The 14941-nt window shown below is 73.5% G+C and carries 12 protein-coding genes, 1 tRNA gene and 1 pseudogene; 7 read left to right on the top strand and 7 right to left on the bottom strand.

Annotation, left to right across the window (positions count from 1 at the left end; translation table 11 throughout):
* Window positions 1-140: 140 nt before the first annotated feature.
* Window positions 141-2132 carry a YfjP family GTPase gene (locus HA039_RS23090; protein WP_243869676.1) on the bottom strand — a complete coding sequence of 664 codons (1992 nt, stop codon included), beginning with the start codon at window positions 2130-2132 and terminating at the stop codon, window positions 141-143.
* Complete coding sequence (locus HA039_RS23085) at window positions 2125-3909, bottom strand: dynamin family protein (RefSeq protein ID WP_167037449.1); 1785 nt, start codon at window positions 3907-3909, stop codon at window positions 2125-2127. The genes HA039_RS23090 and HA039_RS23085 overlap by 8 nt, the downstream gene beginning before the upstream one ends.
* A gap of 320 nt (window positions 3910-4229) precedes the next feature.
* Here HA039_RS23085 and HA039_RS23080 point away from each other — a divergent pair.
* Window positions 4230-4302: transfer RNA gene (locus HA039_RS23080), tRNA-Arg, on the top strand.
* Window positions 4303-4411: 109 nt separating this feature from the next.
* Here the strand turns inward: HA039_RS23080 and HA039_RS34540 are convergent.
* The gene (locus HA039_RS34540) at window positions 4412-5674 is read right to left on the bottom strand and encodes a DJ-1/PfpI family protein (RefSeq protein WP_167032981.1); all 1263 of its coding nucleotides are present in this window, start codon (window positions 5672-5674) and stop codon (window positions 4412-4414) included.
* Between the two features lie 196 nt (window positions 5675-5870).
* Between HA039_RS34540 and HA039_RS23070 the strand changes: the two genes are divergently transcribed.
* Window positions 5871-6809: a helix-turn-helix transcriptional regulator gene (locus tag HA039_RS23070; protein WP_167032979.1), complete on the top strand. Its 939-nt coding sequence runs from the start codon at window positions 5871-5873 to the stop codon at window positions 6807-6809.
* Between the two features lie 122 nt (window positions 6810-6931).
* The gene (locus tag HA039_RS23065) at window positions 6932-8005 is read left to right on the top strand and encodes a helix-turn-helix transcriptional regulator (RefSeq protein WP_167032977.1); all 1074 of its coding nucleotides are present in this window, start codon (window positions 6932-6934) and stop codon (window positions 8003-8005) included.
* A gap of 279 nt (window positions 8006-8284) precedes the next feature.
* On the opposite strand, the gene HA039_RS23060 is transcribed toward HA039_RS23065, so the two are convergent.
* On the bottom strand, window positions 8285-9070 hold the full coding sequence (locus tag HA039_RS23060) for an SAM-dependent methyltransferase (RefSeq protein ID WP_167032975.1): 786 nt from the start codon (window positions 9068-9070) through the stop codon (window positions 8285-8287).
* A 354-nt stretch (window positions 9071-9424) separates the two neighbouring features.
* Between HA039_RS23060 and kamB the strand changes: the two genes are divergently transcribed.
* Window positions 9425-10156 (top strand): 16S rRNA (adenine(1408)-N(1))-methyltransferase KamB, encoded by a 732-nt coding sequence (gene kamB / locus HA039_RS23055; protein WP_167032973.1) that lies wholly within the window; start codon window positions 9425-9427, stop codon window positions 10154-10156.
* A gap of 33 nt (window positions 10157-10189) precedes the next feature.
* Here the strand turns inward: kamB and HA039_RS23050 are convergent, their stop codons facing one another.
* Window positions 10190-11392, bottom strand: coding sequence for a DUF371 domain-containing protein (locus HA039_RS23050; protein WP_167032971.1), 1203 nt, complete (start codon window positions 11390-11392; stop codon window positions 10190-10192).
* A 169-nt stretch (window positions 11393-11561) separates the two neighbouring features.
* On the opposite strand from HA039_RS23050, the gene HA039_RS23045 reads away from it, so the two are divergent.
* Window positions 11562-11957 (top strand): TOBE domain-containing protein, encoded by a 396-nt coding sequence (locus HA039_RS23045; RefSeq protein ID WP_167032969.1) that lies wholly within the window; start codon window positions 11562-11564, stop codon window positions 11955-11957.
* Window positions 11958-12023: 66 nt separating this feature from the next.
* Here HA039_RS23045 and HA039_RS23040 read toward each other — a convergent pair whose 3' ends face one another.
* On the bottom strand, window positions 12024-12428 hold the full coding sequence (locus HA039_RS23040) for a pyrophosphohydrolase domain-containing protein (RefSeq protein ID WP_167032967.1): 405 nt from the start codon (window positions 12426-12428) through the stop codon (window positions 12024-12026).
* A gap of 100 nt (window positions 12429-12528) precedes the next feature.
* Here HA039_RS23040 and HA039_RS23035 point away from each other — a divergent pair.
* Together HA039_RS23035 and HA039_RS23030 are read left to right on the top strand one after the other, a co-directional pair.
* Window positions 12529-13194, top strand: a pseudogene (locus tag HA039_RS23035) (O-methyltransferase); the annotation flags it as partial.
* A 93-nt stretch (window positions 13195-13287) separates the two neighbouring features.
* On the top strand, window positions 13288-13905 hold the full coding sequence (locus tag HA039_RS23030) for a pyridoxine/pyridoxamine 5'-phosphate oxidase (RefSeq protein WP_341830063.1): 618 nt from the start codon (window positions 13288-13290) through the stop codon (window positions 13903-13905).
* A 90-nt stretch (window positions 13906-13995) separates the two neighbouring features.
* On the opposite strand, the gene HA039_RS23025 is transcribed toward HA039_RS23030, so the two are convergent.
* Window positions 13996-14847: a GNAT family N-acetyltransferase gene (locus tag HA039_RS23025; RefSeq protein ID WP_167032965.1), complete on the bottom strand. Its 852-nt coding sequence runs from the start codon at window positions 14845-14847 to the stop codon at window positions 13996-13998.
* Window positions 14848-14941 lie beyond the last annotated feature (94 nt).

Here is a 14941-nt window from a genome sequence, read left to right as displayed (position 1 = left end):
AAAGAATCCGCTGACGCCTGTGGATTACCAGCCAGTTGTGGAAAAGTCGCTCACCCGGACGCGGCAACACGCCGCCGTGGCAGCACTCCGACGCGCAACACGCCGACGCGGCACCACCCCCGACGCGGCAACACGCCGACTCACCGCGCCAACGGCACCACCCCCGACACCGTGACGTACTGCTCCCGCACCTCCCGGTACCGCATCAGCTCCGCCGACACCGGGTCCAGCACCCTCGCCCGCCCGCACCCGGCCGCCGCCTCCCGCAGCCGCCGCTCCGCGTCCTGCCCGTACCGCCGCGCCGGCCCCCGCGCCGCCGCCCCGCAGGCCCACTCCACGAACGGCCCGCCGACGATCCCCGCGAGCATCACCAGCACCGGCGGCAGCAGCCCCGGTTCCAGGAGCCCGACGATCTGGCCCAGCAGCCAGAGCGCGCCGAAGATCTGGAGCAGCGTCATCGAGGCCTGGGCCAGGACCGCCGCCGGCCACCAGGCGGGGCGCGGCGGGCGGCCCGCCGGCGCCCCCACCGTCACCGCCAGCTCGTCCAGCGCCTCGGGCAGGCCCTCCGCGCCCCGTACGGCCGCCTCGCGCACCGCGTGCGCCCAGGGCGCGGGCAGACCGGCGGACGCCTCCTCCGACACCGTACGGACGGCCTGCTCGACCCGCTGGCGGGCCGTCAGCTCCTCCTCCACCAGCACCTCGGACGACGTGACCTCGCCGCCGGGCGTCCGCTTCCGCTCGTACCAGCGGTAGAGGCGCAGCCACGGCGTGCCGCAGGCCCGTCCCGCGTTCCTGCGCCACTCGCGCTCGGCCGCCTCCCCGGCGGCCACCGCGCCGACGGCCCACGCCAGCCGGTCCGCGAACTGCTCGCGCGAGCGTTCGCCGAGACCGGGGTGCCCGTCGGCGACGTAGGCGGAGCGCATCCGTACGGAGGCGGCGTCGACGTCGGCGGACAGGCGGCGCGCGGCGGCGTTCCGCTCCTGGACGAACCGGCCGAGCAACTCGCGCAGTTCGCCCACGCCCTGTCCGGTGAGCGCGGAGAGCGCGAGGACGGTGGCGCCCGGCTCGCCGTGTTCGCCCAGGGCCATGCCGTCCTCGTCCAGCAGCCTGCGCAGGTCGTCCAGGACCTGGTGGGAGGCGTCCCCGGGCAGCCGGTCGACCTGGTTGAGCACGACGAACGTGACCTCGGCGTGCCCGGCGAGCGGCCGCAGGTAGCGCTCGTGGAGCGCGGCGTCCGCGTACTTCTCGGGATCTACCACCCAGATCACGGCGTCCACGAGCCCCAGCACCCGGTCGACCTGGTCGCGGTGGCGGGTGACGGCCGAGTCGTGGTCGGGGAGGTCGACCAGGACGAGCCCGTGCAGTTCCTCGTCGCCGTCCCCGCCCGCCAGCGGCCTGCGGCGCAACCTTCCCGGGATGGCGAGCCGGTCGAGCAGCCCCGCCGCGCCGTCCGACCACGTGCAGGCGATCGGGGCGGAGGTGGTGGGGCGGCGCAGCCCGGTCTCCGAGATGGGCACCTCGGCGAGGGCGTTGAACAGCGTCGACTTGCCGCTGCCGGTCGCTCCCGCGATGGCGACGACGGTGTGGCGCGAGGACAGCCGCTGCCGGGCCGACGCCTCGTCGAGGACCCGGCCCGCCTCGGCGAGGATGGACCCTTCGAGCCGGGTACGGGACAGGCCGACCAGCTCGCCCAGCGCGTCCAGCCGGACCCGCAGGGCGCCGCCGTAGGGCCCGCCGATGGGGGTGTGGGACTCGCCCGCCCCGAGCGCGCCGGAGCCGCCGTGAGGCCCGTCAGGGCCGCCGGGACGGCCGGTCCCGTCGAGCGCGTCGAACCCGCCCGGGCCGCGCGACCCGTCCGTCACCCCGCCCGGCCCGTCGAAACCATCCAGCCCGTCCAACCCGTCCGGTCCGTCCAGGCCGTCCAGTCCGTCGAGCCCGTTGAGCCCGTCCAGCCCGTCCGGTCCGGACCGCCCGCCCGCCCGGCGCCTGGCGCCGCGCTCCCCGGCCCGGCGGGCGATCAGCCCGTCGTCCCAGCGCCCGGCGCCCTTCCCCGTGCCGTCCGGCCGGCCGGGCCCGCGCCCGCCCTCGGCGTCGGCGCCCTCCGTCACGTCCGCGGCGTTCACCTCAGTCACGTCGGTCACCTTTCCTCCTGCTTTCCTTCTGGAGTACGGACAGCGCGGCGATCAGTTCCGCCTGGGGCTCCGGGGTCACCTCAAGGGCATCGAGGGGCGCGAGCCGCCGGTCGCGCTCCCCGTGCAGGACACGGTCGATGTACGTCGTCACCAGCTCGGCGCCCCGGTCGCGCAACCGCAGCGCGCCCTGCGCCCCGACGCTCTCCGCGAGGCGCTCCCCCGCGACCCGGGCCCGCCGTCCTCCTAGGAGGGCGGCCGCGAGGAGGGCGGCGACGGCCTCGGGTTCGGGCGCGGCGCTGCGTTCCAGCTGCCGTACCTCGTCCTCGGCCAGTTCCTCCAGGACGCGGCGCCAGCGCCGTACCGCCATCCCGATCCGCTCCGTCGCCTCGCCGTCCGCGCCGGACACGTCGACGGCCCCGGCGGCCGGCTCGCGCCGCCAGGCCTCCTCGACGCGTTCGTCGGCGGCGGCGACGGCGCACTGGAGGAGCGCGCCGAGGCTCTCCACGAGCGAGTCGAGCAGTTCCCGCGACGAACTGTCCCTCGGATAGCCCCGCCAGCGGGTCCGCGCGTCCCCGGCGAGGACGGCGCCGCGCTGGAGCTGACGGCGTACCCGCTCGCCTTCCGCGGTGTACGCGTCCTCCACCGCGGCCATCAGCCGTACGGACGCGGCGTACTGCGCGGCGACCGCGCCCGCCAGCTCCGGCATCCGTACGTCCAGCGAGTCGATGACCCCCGACGCCGTCCGGACGACGGCCTGCTGACGGGCCGCCGGATCCTGCACCCGGTGCGCGAGCCAGGCGAGCAGCGGGGCGACGGCCGTGGTGGGGAGCAGTCCGCTGCCCCCGCCCGCCGACTCGGGCAGCTCGGGAATCGTGAAGCGGGGTACGTCCCCGAGGCCGGCCCTGGTCAGGAGGGCGCCGTACTGCCGCGACACCTCCTCCACCAACTGGTGGGGGACGCGGTCGAGGACGGTGACGAGCGAGGCGTCGTACTCCTTGGCCGTACGCAGCAGGTGCCACGGCACGGCGTCGGCGTAGCGGCTGGCGGTGGTCACCATGACCCAGACGTCGGCCGCGCAGATCAACTCGGCGGCCAGCACCCGGTTCTCCACCACGAGCGAGTCGATGTCGGGGGCGTCGAGGAGCGCGAGGCCGCGGGGGAGGCTGGCGGCGGTGTCGATGCGCAGCGAGTCGGTGCCGACGCGGTCGCGGCCGTGGGGCCTGCCGGTGAGACCGGTACGGCCGGCCGGCCGCGGGTGCCTACCGGTGGCCCCGAAGGCACGAACACTCCCCGTACCGACGCCCGACCCGCCCCCCTGCCCGGCTTGCCCGGCCTCGCGACCGACCGACGTGCCGTCCCTCCGCCGGTCCTCGCCCGCCGCCTCCCCCTCGTCGCCGTCCTCCTCCTGGGGCAGCCAGATCCGGGTGAGGTGCGGCAGGATCCGCATGCCCGCGAACCAGTGGTGGTCGTCGGGGTGGCACACCAGGACGGGCGTCCGCGTGGTCGGGCGCAGTACCCCCGCCTCGCTGACGCGCCGCCCCACAAGGGAGTTGACGAGGGTGGACTTGCCCGCGCCGGTGGACCCGCCGACGACGGCGAGCACCGGCGCGTCGGGTTCCCTGAGCCGGGGCAGGAGATAGTCGTCGAGCTGCGCGAGCAGCTCGGCCCGGGTCTGCCGGGCCCGCGGCGCCCCGGGAAGAGGCAGTGGAAGACGCACCGCCGCGACACGGTCGCGCAGCGCGGAGAGTGCGTCGATCAGCTGGGGGCGTACATCCAAGGTCACCACATGCGAAGAATGCCCGGTTTTAGCGGCTTTTTGAAGCGTATGGACATCTCTGCGCGCCGGTCAGACACTCGGGACAGACGGGATGAGTGGGACACAGGCATAACGAGTGCACAACACCCGTGGCGCGAGAGCGAAAAAGCGGTGCGGGATTCGCACCTGCCTGCGATTATCGGTTCGCTTCACTGAACCTCCACATCGTGCCACGCACGTGAAGCAACCGGGTCAGGGGGATGGGAGCCCTATCCTTGTCCCGGCAAGGTCGCGGAACCGCCCACCGGGGGGCTCCGGGACCGCCCGAGGCCGCTCGTCCGGCCCCCGTAGCTCAGTGGATAGAGCAGGTGCCTTCTAAGCACTTGGCCGCAGGTTCGAGTCCTGCCGGGGGCACGTTTCTACGCGCGAAGCGCGGCTCTCCCCGAGGGAGAGCCTTTCCGCAGGTCAGAGCAACCGTAGCGGGCGCCGCGTAAGGCCCGGATCAGGGCGGGTCGGGGACGGGTCAGAGGCGGATCCTGCTGTCGGCTATCCGGTTGAGTTCCACGATGTCCCACCAGAACGGCTCGATCTCGGTGATCTTTCCGTCCTCGATCCGGAACAGCTCGGCCAACAGCATCGACCAGCGGTCGCCCGCGCCGTCGAGGCCGGTCGGCTCGACCAGGGCGATCACGCGGTGGGGGCCGTCCGCGACGAGTTCGTGCGTGGTCACCCCGTCGGCGCCGAGGGCGGCGAAGATGCGCTCGCGGGCGGCGTTGGCGTCGAGACCCGTCCACGAGCCGGGTACCGGATGGCCGTCGGGGAGCGTCAGCCGGTAGTCCGCCGCGCGGACCTCGAAGAGGGCTTCGAGATCGTTGGCTGCGGCGAGTTCGTAGGCCCGCCGGACGATCGCCTTGTTGGCCTCCTCGACGGACCGGGGCGCGACGCCGGCGGGGGCCGTCCCCTTCGGTACGGCGTCCCGCGGCGTGCCGGTGTCGGTGCCGGTCCTGGTGCCGCTGTCGGTGTCAGTGCCGGTCGCGGTCCCGCCGTCGCTCCCGCCGTCCGCCCCGGTGGCCGTCTTGCGTGCGCCGAGGGCCTCGATGAGCCTCGTGGCGACGGCGGCGCCCGACGCCGGGTTCTGGCCGGTGATCAGGTTGCCGTCGACCACGACGTGCGACCGCCAGGCCGGGCCGCCGGTGACCTCGGCGCCACCCGCGCGCAGCCGCGACTCCAGGAGCCACGGCGCGTTGGCGTCGAGACCCGTGACGTGCTCCTCCTCGTCGGTGAACGAGGTCATCCTGCGGCCTGTGAAGATCCACTTGCCGTCCGCGTCGCCCGCGGAGAGAAAGGAGGCCTGGCCGTGGCAGAGGGCGGCCACCGTCTTGGCGCCGTCCGGCAGCATCGCGGCAAGGATGCGGCCCGCGTCGGCGTTCACGGCCAGGTCCTGCATCGGTCCGTGACCGCCCGGGACGAGGACCGCGTCGTACTCCGCCGGGTCGATGTCCTCCAGGCGCGACGGATGGCCGAGGAACCCGCTCACCCGGTCGAGGTAGGAGCGGAAGCGCGCGGCCGCGTCCGCGTCTCCGTTGTTGGACTCGGCCGACAGGCTCAGCTCGTCGACGACGGGCACCACGCCGCCCGGGGTGGCCAGGGTGAGCTCGACGCCCGCCTCGGTCAGCAGCTCGTGCGGGACGGCGAACTCCTCGCCCCAGAAGCCGGTCGGGCGCTGGGCGCCGTCGTTCTGGCTCCAGACACGGGCGCCGGTGAGCATGATGAGCACTTTGGACATGGTTTCTCCTCGGTCGGAACTGGGTCCGGACTCGGTCGGGACACGACGGGTGGACGCCGTGTTGCGCGTCCACCCATCACAACCGGGAACGAGGGGTCAGGAATGCGGTCCGGTCGGCCCTGCGTTACCTAGGACTGGCAGTACTCATTACGACGGGCATCGACGGGCATCGACGGGCAGAGGAGCCGGAGGCGCGATGGACACCAGGAACAGCAGCGCCACGACGGACACGGCGGGCACCACGGGCACGACGGACGCCAGGGAAGACTTCGGCCGATTCCTCCGCGCCGCCCGCGCCCGCACGTCCCCCGCCACGGGCACAGGTGCGGGTACGGGTACGGGTACCAGCACCGGCACCGACCCCCGGCAACGCCGCGTCAAGGGCCTGCGCCGCGAGGAGGTCGCCCAGCTCGCCGGCGTCAGCTTCGACTACTACGCCCGGCTCGAACAGGGCCGCATCGGCCAGGTCTCCGACGCCGTCCTGACGGGCGTCGCGAACGCCCTCGCGCTCGACGAGGCGGAGCGCCGCTACCTCCGCGATCTGATGGAGGGGCCGCGCCGCCCCTCCCCCGCGTCCCGCCCGGGCACCCCGCCGCCCCGCGGCGAACGGGTGCGGCCGACGGTCCGGCGCCTCGTGGACTCCTTCGCCGACGTGCCCGTGATGGTGACCGGCCGCGGCATGGACGTCCTCGCGGCGAACGCGCTGGCCGCCGCGATCTTCTTCGACCCCGCCTCCGTACCGGCCGCCGAGCGGAACCTCGCCGTGTGGGTTTTCCTCGCCCCGGAGGCCAGGGAGCGGTACGTCGAGTGGGAGCGGATCGCCCAGGGCATGGCCGACGGCCTGCGCATGCAGGCGGCGGGCCGGCCCGGCGACGCGCGGGTGGCCGAGGTGATCGCGACCCTGCGCGAGCGCAGCGCGGACTTCCGCCGGATGTGGGCGAAGCAGGGCGCGTTCGAGTGCACCTTCGCCAGCACGGCGATACGCCACCCCGCCGTCGGCGAGTTCCGGCTCGACTGCGAGGCCTTCCCCGTACCCGGCGACCCGGTCCAGAGGATGAACGTCCACAGCACCCCGGCCGGATCGCCCGCCGCGGCCAAACTGGCCGAGCTGAAGGGCCTGCTCGTCCGGTCCTGACCTCGGCTTGATCCCGGCCTGACCCCGGCGGCCCGACCCGGCCTGACCGGCGCCGGACGTGTCGGCTCCGCGAGGAAGATGAAGATCTTCCGGAACGCGATCATCGTTCCTATGCTCTGGCCATGACTTCACAGAGGGACCAACAGCGGCGCGCACTCGCCGAGTTGCGCGAGCTGGTCGGTCTGCCGCTGGACACCGGACAGATCTTCCGGAGAGCCGACGAGGTGCTGCGCGGGGCCCTCGGGTACGACGGGGTGTGCTGGCACGGCACCGACCCCGCGACCGGCCTGGTCACCTCGGTGCTCACCGACGACCTCCAGCTGGAGGACTTCCGGCAGGCCGTGGAGCTGGAGATCTGGACCGAGGACGTGTCCCAGTTCGCGGATCTGAGGCGCAGCAGCCGCGACGCCGAGTCCCTCAGCCGGGCCACGCGCGGACGCCCCGGTACGAGCCGGCGCTTCCGCGAGCAGATAGCCCCGGCCGGGTTCGGGGACGAACTGCGGGCCCTGTTCGACTCCGCGGGCGCCTCCTGGGGCTGCGCCGCGTTCATGCGGGCCCCGGAGCGGGGCGCCTTCCGGCCCGGCGAGGTGGCGCTCGCCGAGCGCGCCGCCCGCGTCCTCGGGGTGGCCCTGCGGAGCAGCCAGCTGCGCGCCGCGGGCACATCGGAGGGCGGCCACCCGCCGGCGGTGCTGCTCCTGGACTCCCGCAACCGGGTCGTCCGCGCCGACGACCGGGCCGAGGCGCTGCTCCGGGAGATCGCGGACGACGCGGTGGGGGTGTTCCAGGTACCGACCTCGCTGCTGATGGCCGTGGAACAGGCCAGGTCGGCGCAGGCCGCCGCGCGGGTGGCGCCGCGACTGCGGGTCCGTACCCACACGGGGGCGTGGCTCGTGCTCAGCACGTCGATCATGGGCAGCGGCGCCGACCACCTGGCGGCCGTGGTGATCACCCCGGCGACCGCGGCGGACGTCATGCCGGTCGTCTTCGCCACGTACGGCCTGACCGTCCGCGAGCGCGAGGTGGCCCTGCACGTGCTGCGGGGCAGCGACACCCGGGAGATCGCCCGGGTCCTGTCGCTGACACCGCTGACCGTGCAGGACCACCTCAAGTCGGTGTTCACCAAGGCGGGCGTCCGCAGCCGCCGCGACTTCGTGGCGCACCTCATCGCCTCACAGGTACCGGAGATCTGGGACTGACCCCGCGCCCGGGTCGCGAGCGGCCACCTGTCCGCCCACGCCTCAGGCGGGGAACAGCAGTTGGGTCCGAGGGATCGAGGCGGCGGGCCGCCTCCATGAGGCGGTCGTGCTCGTCCCGGCGCATCGGGAGCCGGAACGCGTTCGCCGTGTTGACGAGGTAGACGAGGTAGACGAGGTAGACGGACTGTTCATGAGCCGCCCCCGTTGCCCCGTTGCCCGGCCTTGCCGACCCGTGCCACAGGGCGCCCCGGACCGTGTCCCGGGCGCCCTGGAAGTGCGTCAGCCGATACGGGCCACTCCCGCGTACAGGCCGCAGTCCTCGTCCTCGGGGGCCTCGGTGTCCTTGAACCACTTCGTGGCCGTCACCACGCCGGGGGCCACCAGGTCGAGGCCGTCGAAGAAGCGGGTCACGCCGTCGCGGGTACGGAAGCCGAGGGTGATGCCGCCCTTCGCGTACTCCGCCGTCACACGCGCCGACAGCTCCGGGAAGAGGTCGGAGGCGGCGTGCGACAGCACCAGGTAGCTGCCGGCGGGGAGGGCGCCCACGAGCGTGTCCGTGATGCCGTACGGGTCCTGGTCCTCGGGGATGAAGTGCAGGAGCGCGATGAGCGACAGGGCGATGGGGCGGCTGAAGTCCAAGAGCGTACGCGCGTGTTCGAGGATCACCTCGGGCTCGCGGACGTCCGCCTGGATGTAGTCGGTGACGCCCTCCGGCGAGCTGATGAGCAGGGCCTCCGCGTGCCGCAGCACGATGGGGTCGTTGTCCGTGTAGACGATCCGCGCCTTGGGATTGATCCCCTGGACGATCTGGTGCAGGTTCGGCTCGGTCGGGATCCCCGTACCGATGTCGAGGAACTGGTCGACGCCGCTGCGCGCCAGCCAGGCGGCGGCGCGCTGCATGAACGCGCGGTTCTGCCGGGCGGCGGCCTTCGCCTCCGCGGGGAGCTTCTCGCCCACTTCCTGGTCGACCTGGTAGTTGTCCTTGCCGCCGAGGAGGAAGTCGTAGACACGCGCCGGATGCGGCTTGCTGGTGTCGACCTGAGGCTTGGGCGTGCTCGCCGTCATGAGGCGCTCCTATGCGGACGTGATCGAGGACCGTGATCGTGAATGTGGTCGTGGACAAACACATGATCGTGGAGAAGGTGACGTGTACCTGTACCCCGAGCGATCGTAGCCGCGGCGCCGGAGCGCGTGCGGGCAGGTCCGGTACGTACCGGACCCGGCGCGCACCAGGTCGCGCACGTACAGCGCCGTACGTATCGGCCCGTACGTACCGGCTCGTACGTACAGGCCCCACGTGTACGGAACGCTTGTCGGCCCGCTTTCTCTCCCGCCCGCCCCGATTTCCCGTCCGGCTAGACTCGACGCCCCGGGGGCTTGACCAGGAGCGACGCCCCAGTACCACTGGAGCGTCTGTTCATGGCCATGCGTCGCGTGCTGGGGAAGCGCATCGTGGAGATCGGCGAAGGCGCCTTCGACGATCTTCTCGCCCGCCACGAGGGCGTGGTCCTGGACGTCGGTACGGGCGACGGGAAGCACCCGTTCCACTTGGCCCGGCAGCGGCCCGACCAGCTGGTCATCGGCCTGGACGCCGCCAAGGACAACCTCCGCAAGACCGCGGCGAAGGCGGCCGCGAACCCCGCCAAGGGCGGGCTGGCCAACCTGCTCTACCTGTGGTCGCCCGCCGAGCAGCTGCCCGCCGGGCTGCGGGGCGTCACCGAGCTGCACATGCTGATGCCCTGGGGCAGCCTGCTGCGCGGGATGCTCGGTTCCGACCCGTCGATGCTGCGGGGGCTGGCGGCGGTCTGCGAGCCGGACGCGCGCTTCCTGACCACGCTGAACCTGCACGCGTGGCGCCCGCCCGTACCCGAGGTGGGCGACCACCCGGAGCCGACCCCCGAGTCCGCGGTCAAGGAGCTCGGCCCGCTGCTGGCGGCGGCCGGGTGGCGGCTGGACGAGGCGAAGTACCTGGACGCCGAGGAGATCGCCGCGCTCTCGACGTCGTGGACGCGGCGGCTGAACTCGACACGGGCGCAGCTCGACGTCCTCGCCCTGACCGGTGTCGTCAATCCGACACGGGAGCCTGACCCTGCCGCTGAGCCCGAGGATGGGCACGGGGACGGGGCTGCCGCGCCCGCGCCGGGGGTCTGAGCGGCAGCCCACCCGGTCGGTCGGGGGCCGGGCTCAGCCTTTTGTCGCCCGCGAGTCCGGCCGGTCGGGCCCGGCGGGCTGCCGCGCCTTCGCCGCCTCCAGTACGAAGTCGTACGCCCGCTTCCTCGACCACGTCGGCAGCGTCGCCAGTGCCAGCGCCAGCGTCTTCGAAGAGACCGATTGCGCCGCCAACGCTCCGACCAGGGCGGACAGGTCCACGTCCGAGTCCTCGGCCCCCTCGGGGACCTCCTCCGCCGGGTCCACGCAGCACAGCACGTCCCCGCCGCCGGTGACCCGCGCCGCGGCCTCCGCCACCGGGCCCCACCAGGGGCGTTCCGCCGCCGCGGCCGTCGCGGCGGTCACCGCGGCGGTACGCGCGCCCAGCGTCCGCCCCGCCTCGTCGAGGATCTTCGGCAGTTCGGCGGCCGGGGCCCGGAACACCACCCGCGACAGCCGGTGCGCGCCGAGCAGCTTGCCGATCTGCCGCCTGCGCTCGTGGGGGGCGAGGAGAACCGGCACCGGGTGCGGCGACAGCGCCGCCACCGCCAACTCCGCCGGGAGACCGATGACTTCGACCGCCGGGCGATCCCGCGCGGCAAGCAGTTTGCCGACCGGCGCGCTCCTGGTGTCCTCGGTCGACACGGCCAGGACCCGCCCGCCCGCCGCGACGGACGGCAGGACCGAGTCCCAGGGGTCCGCGTCCGCCCCCAGTGCGGTGATGACCTGGCCGGCCCCCGCGTCCTCCGCGATCACCGTGTCCGCCGCCGCGATCTCCGCCGCGAGGCGGTCGTCCCGCTCGTCGCCCGCGCGGTAGAGGACCAGCCGGCCGTCGGCGGCCTCGGTATCCCGCGCGACGACGATCGTGATCTCGGCGTCCGGGTCCGTGAGCGCGTGCAGCAGCTCGCGGGGCAGGTCGGCGGAGGCCCGGTCGGCGTCGGTGGCCAGGGTGTTCGGCAGGCGCTCGGAGCTGAGCCGTACCACCGCGCCCGAACCGGGCCGCCAGGCGGAATTGGCCAGCGCCCGGACGGTGAAGCGGTGATCGCCGACGCTCAGGGTGATCCGCAGCGGGCCGGCCAGGCGCGCGGGCGCCGGCCCCTCGATCGTGGCGCCGACGCCGATCACGCAGGTCGCGCGGCCGGTGATGTCGGAGCTGGTGGTGAATTCGAGGGTCTTGGTGTGGGTGGCGCGGATGTCCCGGTGCCCCCGGCACCGCAACCGCATCAGCTCGGCCGACATCACGCACCCGCTTCCCTGCTGTTGTCCGTGCCTCGTACGTGCCGTTGTGGGTGTGCGCCGTCGTCCGCGCTGTTGTCCGCGCTGCTGTCCGCGCCGCACACGGGCGATCATCGCAGCAGGAGGGGCGAGTGGCGAATTGCGCCGTTCCGCCCCGGCATAGAGTGCCTACGTGCCGTCGTACAGCATTGGCCAGGCAGCGGGACTGCTCGGCGTGAGTTCGGAGACCGTCCGTCGCTGGGCCGACGGGGGTCAGTTGCGCATGGAGCGGGACGGCACCGGGAACCGCGTGATCGACGGGGTCAGCCTCGCCGGTTTCGCGAAGGACCGGGCCGTGGGGCTGCACCCGGTGCCCGGTGAGGTGTCCACGTCCGTACGCAACTCCTTCGCCGGGATCGTGACCGGGGTGGTGCTGGACGACGTCGTGGCCCAGGTGGAGGTCCAGTCGGGGCCGCACCGGCTGGTGTCGCTGGTGACCCGCGAGGCCGTCGAGGAGCTGGGGATCGAGGTCGGGGTGACCGTCACGGCCCGGGTGAAGTCGACCAACGTGCACGTCGACCGGCCGTAGGCGCCCTCCGTGCGGGAGCGGCGCCACCGCCGGGGAGTGGCCACCCCTCACCCAGGCGCGGCGCCCCTACCCCTCCCCGCCCGCCCAGCCCTGCCGGCGCAGCACCTCCGCCACGTCCGGGGCCCGGTAGTGCTCCCCCTTGAGCACCTTCCCGTCGGCGCGCAGGACCGGCCGCCCGTCCGGCCCCAGCTTGGTCATGTTGGCCCGGTGGATCTCGGCGATCACCGCGTCGAGGTCGATCCCGTGGACCAGGGCGGTGCCGTACGCGATGTAGACGACGTCCGCGAGCTCGTGGGCGAGATGGTCCAGGGCCCCCTCCCGAGAGGCCTCCGCGACCTCGCCGACCTCCTCGTCCAGCAACTCCTGCCGGTGTGCGGCGAGTTGTGCGGGGACCTCGGCCGGGGTCGTACGGGCGTCGAGGCCGAAGGCCTGGTGGAATTCACGGACCAGGGCGGCGGGGGAAGGAAGCACGGCTGGATGATATCCGGCGCTCCGGGCCGCCCCGGGAGTATGTTTAGTCGCGGAACTTAGTAGGCGTACGGCAGCCGGACAGCTGAGAAGAAGGAGCACCGTGGACCAGAACCTGTGGACCGATGTGGACCGGTACTTCGGTGATCGTCTGGTGGGCAGCGACCCCGCCCTCGACCAGGCACTCGCGGACAGTACGGCCGCCGGGCTGCCGGCCATCCATGTCGCGCCCGTCCAGGGCAAGTTGCTGCACCTGCTGGCCCGCGTGCACGGCGCGCGGACGGTGCTGGAGATCGGCACACTCGGCGGGTACAGCACGATCTGGCTCGCCCGCGCCCTGCCCGCCGGCGGCAAGCTGATCACCCTGGAGGCCGACCCGGCCCACGCCGACGTGGCCCGCGCGAACATCGAGCGCGCGGGGCTGGCCGGCACGGTCGAGGTGATCACCGGTCCGGCGCTGGAGACGCTGCCCCGGCTGGCGGAGGCCGGACACGGGCCGTTCGACCTGATCTTCATCGACGCCGACAAGCCCAGCAATCCGGAGTACCTGACCTGGGCCCTGGCGCTGTCCCGGCCCGGCAGCGTCATCATCACGGACAACGTCGTGCGCGCCGGCGAGGTGATCGACCCGGAGAGCCCCGATCCCAAGGTCCAGGGGGTACGGCGCTTCACCGAACTCGTCGCGTCCGAGCCCCGGTTGAGCGCGACCGCGATCCAGACGGTGGGAAGCAAGGGGTACGACGGGTTCGCCCTGGCCCTCGTCACGGCGGCCGCCCCCGACGCCCCCGACACCGCAGCCGACCCCGCCCCCCACACGCCCCCTCCCCGCGAGTCGTTGCGCGAGACCCTGCGCGCACTCGACGTGTTCGCGGGCGAACTCCCCTCCTTCGAGCCGCACACGGCCCCCTCGGACCCCGAACCGCTCTTCGTGGACTGGCTGTTCGAGGCCGTGGACGTGGGCGTGCGCGAACCGCACGCGATGACGCTCTCGACCGTCGACCCCGAAGGGAACCCGGACGCCCGGGTGTTGATCCTCAAGAACGTGGACGCGGACGGCTGGCAGTTCGCCGTGCACGCCGCCAGCCCCAAGGGCCGGGACCTCGCCGCCCACGGCAGGGCCGCGCTCACCTTCTACTGGCCCCAACTGGCCCGGCAGGTACGGGTACGCGGCCCGGTGACCGCCGAGCCGGCCGAGCGCAGTGCCGCCGACTTCCTCGCCCGCTCCCCCGAGGCCAGGGCGGAGGCACTGCTCGGCTTCCAGAGCCGCCCGTTGACGGATCTCGCGGCCCGCGACGCGGCGACGGCCGCGTCCCTGGAACGCGTCGAGCGGGAACCGGGACTGGTGACGCCGGAGTGGACGCTGTACTCCCTGCGCGCCGAACAGGTCGAGTTCTGGCAGGGCGACCAACAACGCAACCACACCCGCCTCCAGTACGCCCGACAGGGCAAGGTCTGGGCAAAGCAACTCCTGTGGCCATGAGCCTGCGGCCGTCCGCGGCCGTGAAGTCGGCGGCCGCGCGACGGCGGCCGTCAGCCGGCGGCCTTGGGACAGCGCCGCAGGACCGCCCCCTCAGCCCAGCTCCAGGCTCGTGACGGCGTACAGGCCGGTGAGGTCCACGGCCGGGGTGGGGCCGGTGTACATCCGTGCCGCCTCGAACGACGGTCGCAGCCCCAGTCGTTCCATCAGCTCGACGGATCGCGTGTTGACGTCGGGGACGTCGATCGCCACCGGCGACCCCGGGGAGGCCGCCGCCAAGCCGCTCACCAGCGCCGCGGCGACCTCCTGCGACGCCGCGTAGAGGGGGCCGACGCGGGAGGCGCCCCGGGAGGCGCGCAGGACGCCGAAGCCGTCCAGCCGGCCGTCCCGGACCGCGACCAGCGCGGTCCGGTCGGGCAGCCCCACCCAGGAGGCGAGGAAGCCGGGCCGGGGTGCCGGGAAGAACCGCCGGTCGTACGCGGCGAGTTGGGCGATCGGTACGGTACGGGCGTCCCGCAGCGTGACGTCGTCACGCTGCGGGACGCCCCCGCTCGACGGCACCCCCTCGTACCGGATGTTGTTCCAGGCCCGGCGGAACCCGGACGCACGGTAGTTGTCCTGCTGGTCGATCACCCCGTCGAGCCCGACGTTCCGCCCGGCCAGGCGCGCCGTGCCCGCGCGCCACAGCTGGATCCCGTACCCCTGGCCTCGTACGGAGGGGCGGGCGATGTAGAACCCGACGAAGCCGAAGTCCGTCCCGTACCGCACGGCGGAGATCGAGGCCACGGGCTCGCCGTCCAGCCGGCCGAAGAGGAAGCCCTCCGGGTCCACGGGGAAGAACGCCTGCCCGTCGGAGTCCCCCGGATTCCAGCCCTCGTCGGCCGCCCACGCGCCGAGCGTCCTGATGTCGTCGGCGCTCGCGCCCGCGATCTCGAACCGTCCCACTCCATGCCTCCAGCCGCGTTTCGCCCCAATCATCCCGAAGTACAGCAGCTCCCGGCGGGCGCGGGGAAATCCCCGGGCGCACCGGGGGCGGCCG

It is taken from the genome of Streptomyces liangshanensis, assembly GCF_011694815.1.
Classification (GTDB): Bacteria; Actinomycetota; Actinomycetes; order Streptomycetales; family Streptomycetaceae; genus Streptomyces; species Streptomyces liangshanensis.
This window is presented reverse-complemented; position numbering and strand designations above follow the sequence as displayed.

Bases quoted from the DNA above. Each gene is read 5' to 3' on its own strand.
- HA039_RS34540 (WP_167032981.1), bottom strand. From the start codon at position 5,674: ATGTCCAAAGTGCTCATCATGCTCACCGGCGCCCGTGTCTGGAGCCAG.
- HA039_RS23070 (WP_167032979.1), top strand. From the start codon at position 5,871: ATGGACACCAGGAACAGCAGCGCCACGACGGACACGGCGGGCACCACG.
- HA039_RS23065 (WP_167032977.1), top strand. From the start codon at position 6,932: ATGACTTCACAGAGGGACCAACAGCGGCGCGCACTCGCCGAGTTGCGC.
- HA039_RS23060 (WP_167032975.1), bottom strand. From the start codon at position 9,070: ATGACGGCGAGCACGCCCAAGCCTCAGGTCGACACCAGCAAGCCGCAT.
- kamB (WP_167032973.1), top strand. From the start codon at position 9,425: ATGGCCATGCGTCGCGTGCTGGGGAAGCGCATCGTGGAGATCGGCGAA.
- HA039_RS23050 (WP_167032971.1), bottom strand. From the start codon at position 11,392: ATGTCGGCCGAGCTGATGCGGTTGCGGTGCCGGGGGCACCGGGACATC.